Raw genomic sequence first — 2945 nt, 5'->3', positions numbered from 1 at the left:
CCCCGCGCGAAGTGCTGCGTGATGGCCGGCTCTATACCCTCTGGGCCACCTTCTTCATCGGCGCCGGAGCCGGACTCATGGTCATCGGCAGCATCGCCGGCATCGCCAAGAAGAGCATGGGCGAATATGCCTTCATCGCCGTCGCGGTCATGGCGATCGGCAACGCTGGCGGCCGCATCATCGCCGGCATCCTCTCCGACAAGATTGGCCGCGGCGCCACCCTGACCATCATGCTCCTCTTCCAGGCGATCCTGATGTTCGTCGCCATCCCGGTGGTCGGCAGCAGTGACGCGAACGCCATCGTGGTCACCCTGCTGGCGACCTTCATCGGTTTCAACTACGGTTCGAATCTCTCGCTCTTCCCCTCCTTCGCCAAGGACTACTGGGGGACGAAGAACTACGGCATGAACTACGGCGTGCTCTTCTCCGCCTGGGGGGTCGGCGCCTTCGTCCTGGTCAAGGTATCCCAGGCCCTTAACGCCAAGTTCGACAGCTTCACCGTTTCCTTCGTCGCGGCCGGCGTACTGCTGCTGGTCGGCGCCATGCTCAGCCTCTCCCTGCGTCAGCCCAAGGCAGCCGCGGCCAGGGAAGCCACCGTACCGGCGGCCTACGAGGAAGGGAACCTGGTGCTGCAGAAAATCGACTGATTTCCTCGCCCGCCAACCGTCATCCTGTCAGCCCCGCCGCCCGGCGGGGCTTTTCTTTTTCGGCATGCCGGATCAACGGCGGCGTCGGCCATCAGCGGTCCTCTTTGTCCGCCGCCTCTTTCTGCTTGGCAGCGACGTCGCGCCAGTGCCGGGCCTTCCCCAGGCTGGCGAGGACGAAGCCGGTCACGAAAAGAATCGAACCGCCGACCGCAAGAAGGAGAGAGGCCAAACGGTCGGCGACATGGCTGTTGATAAAGAAAAAGCAGGTTCCCGCGAAGAAGAACAGGAGCGCTCTGGTGAACGGACCCATGCCGCTTCGCGAGGATCCGCTGTCTGGCTGATTGCGTTTCATTGTTATCCTTCGCCTCCAGGTCATCTTCCCCCTCCTGCCCGCGATGATGTCAATGCTCCGCCTGTTCCCCGTGCCGGCGCCGCATCGTCTCCTCGACGGCAACGATCAGCCTCTCCAACACCTTCTCCCCCCGGGGGTCCCGGGTGATGGCAACGATGATATAGCTGTAGTTGTCGGCGACGACGATGCCGCTGTCAGCGTGGTAATGCCTCCAGGTCCCCGATTTGCGGTAGATCGTCGCTTCCGGGTTCGCCGCCTCCAACCCCTTGACGAACTTGTGCTCGATGGCCGGGCGGGAGAGAATCTCGAGCAGCGCATCATTCTGGCGCGGCTCCAGCAGCCGCCCGGTGACCGCCAGGTAGTAGAACCGGGCGGTCTGCATGGCGGTCGCGCCGTGCGAGATGTCGTGCAGCGGGTCGCGCCGCCACGCCTTCCCTCCCCCGTAGTCCTGGCCGACCCACAGCCCGCCGTTGTGGGCCGGGTCGTAGAGCCGGTAGCGCCTGGACCGGAGAATCTTCGCCAGGTTCTCGAAGCCGACCCGGTTCAGAACCACGGTGGCATCCTCGTTCGACGATTCGCGGATCATGCGGGTCAGGGCGGCCCGCAGTTCATCATCCAGCTCCAGCTTCCCGCGCTCGACCTCGACCAGGGCGCCGAGCAGGATGGCGATCTTCGGCAGGCTCGCGGCATAGAGCATGTCATCGCCGTTGAATTCGGCGACCCGAGGGCGCTTCAAGTCGGTGATGTCGACCAGCACGATGCCGATCCGCTTCTCGGCGATCCCCTGCCAGAAATCTCCCTTGAACTCTCTTCTCAGGGCGTCGACAAAGGTCTTGTGCAGCTTCGCGTCGCGGCTTTTCCACAGGGAGGGGTAGTTCGGCGGAGCGCAGGCCTGCAGTGAGAGAAAGACCAGAAAAAGCAGCATACCGGCTGGAGATCGCATCTTCATTGCCGCCCGGCCGAACGGCGACGGCGGTGGCGCCAGACGTAGAGTCCCGTGAGCAGGGCGCAGAAAACGGCCACGACGATCAACGCCTCGCGGGAGTAGCGGGCGAGCAACTCCTCTTCCTCGCCGATCCAGTAGCCGAGTCCGGCGAGGATCGTCACCCAGAGACCGGAACCGAGCAGGGTGTAGAGGGAGAACTTCCAGTGGTTCATTCCCGACAGTCCGGCCGGCACCGAGATGAGATGACGCACCACCGGCAGCAGCCGGCCGATGAAGGTGGAGATTTCGCCGTGCTCCAGAAAGAAGCGCTCGGCGCTGGCGAACCGCTTCTCGCTGATGCAGAAGTAGCGGCCGTACCGCAGCAGCAGCGGCCGGCCGAGGTGGCGGGAGGCAAAGTAGTTGAGGTAGGCGCCGGCCAGGCTCCCGGCGGTGCCGGCGGCGATGACGGCAAGCAGGTTCATCTCTCCCTGCTGCGCCAGGTAGCCGGCGCGGGGAATCACCAGTTCGCTCGGCATGGGAAAGATCGACCCCTCCATGGCCATCAGCAAAAAGATGCCGGGGTAGCCCATAGTTTCGAAGAAATCGACAAGCCAGACAATCAGGTCATGCATGCAGAGGGATTCCTCGACCGCGGGATATGCCTCATTCTAGCGCAAGGCGGGCGGCAGGGCCAGATGGACTTGTTGCGGGGAGTAGTCGGAGGTGCGCGGCACATGGCAGGTGCCGCCGAGGAAGGTCGTGGTCATCGCCGTATTCGCCGGCCAGAGGGGGGCGAGGGCGGGGAGGCGGAGGGGCAAAATTGCCCACATTCTGTCTAAATTCGGGGTTTTTCTACAGCCTCAACGGATTGCGATAACCGGCGGCGACGCGAACTTGCATGACCAACCGAATATTTGGCTTTTTTTCAATTATGCACAGACGTATTTTCCGCTCTGTTGATTAAGTTGTTAGGCTTCTTTTTAATTTTTACTCAAAAACTGCTCATGTAGCTGGTCGAATG

At 62.6% G+C, this 2945-nt stretch carries 4 protein-coding genes; 1 reads left to right on the top strand and 3 read right to left on the bottom strand.

Annotated features, from left to right (window positions below; translation table 11 throughout):
- Positions 1-647: MFS transporter (locus VD811_15865; protein ID HXV22460.1), on the top strand; the 647-nt coding region annotated here is incomplete at its 5' end.
- Positions 648-738: 91 nt separating this feature from the next.
- Here the strand turns inward: VD811_15865 and VD811_15860 are convergent.
- From VD811_15860 to VD811_15850, 3 genes are all read right to left on the bottom strand, one after another.
- A complete protein-coding gene (locus VD811_15860; GenBank protein ID HXV22459.1) occupies positions 739-957 on the bottom strand; it encodes a hypothetical protein in 219 nt (72 codons plus the stop codon).
- A 91-nt stretch (positions 958-1048) separates the two neighbouring features.
- Entirely contained in the window at positions 1049-1948 is a 900-nt protein-coding gene (locus tag VD811_15855; protein HXV22458.1) for a serine hydrolase, read from the bottom strand.
- Positions 1945-2556 carry a DedA family protein gene (locus VD811_15850; protein HXV22457.1) on the bottom strand — a complete coding sequence of 204 codons (612 nt, stop codon included), beginning with the start codon at positions 2554-2556 and terminating at the stop codon, positions 1945-1947. The genes VD811_15855 and VD811_15850 overlap by 4 nt, the downstream gene beginning before the upstream one ends.
- Positions 2557-2945: the final 389 nt, after the last annotated feature.

This window comes from Desulfuromonadales bacterium (assembly GCA_035620395.1).
Classification (GTDB): Bacteria; Desulfobacterota; Desulfuromonadia; order Desulfuromonadales; family DASPGW01; genus DASPGW01.
This window is presented reverse-complemented; position numbering and strand designations above follow the sequence as displayed.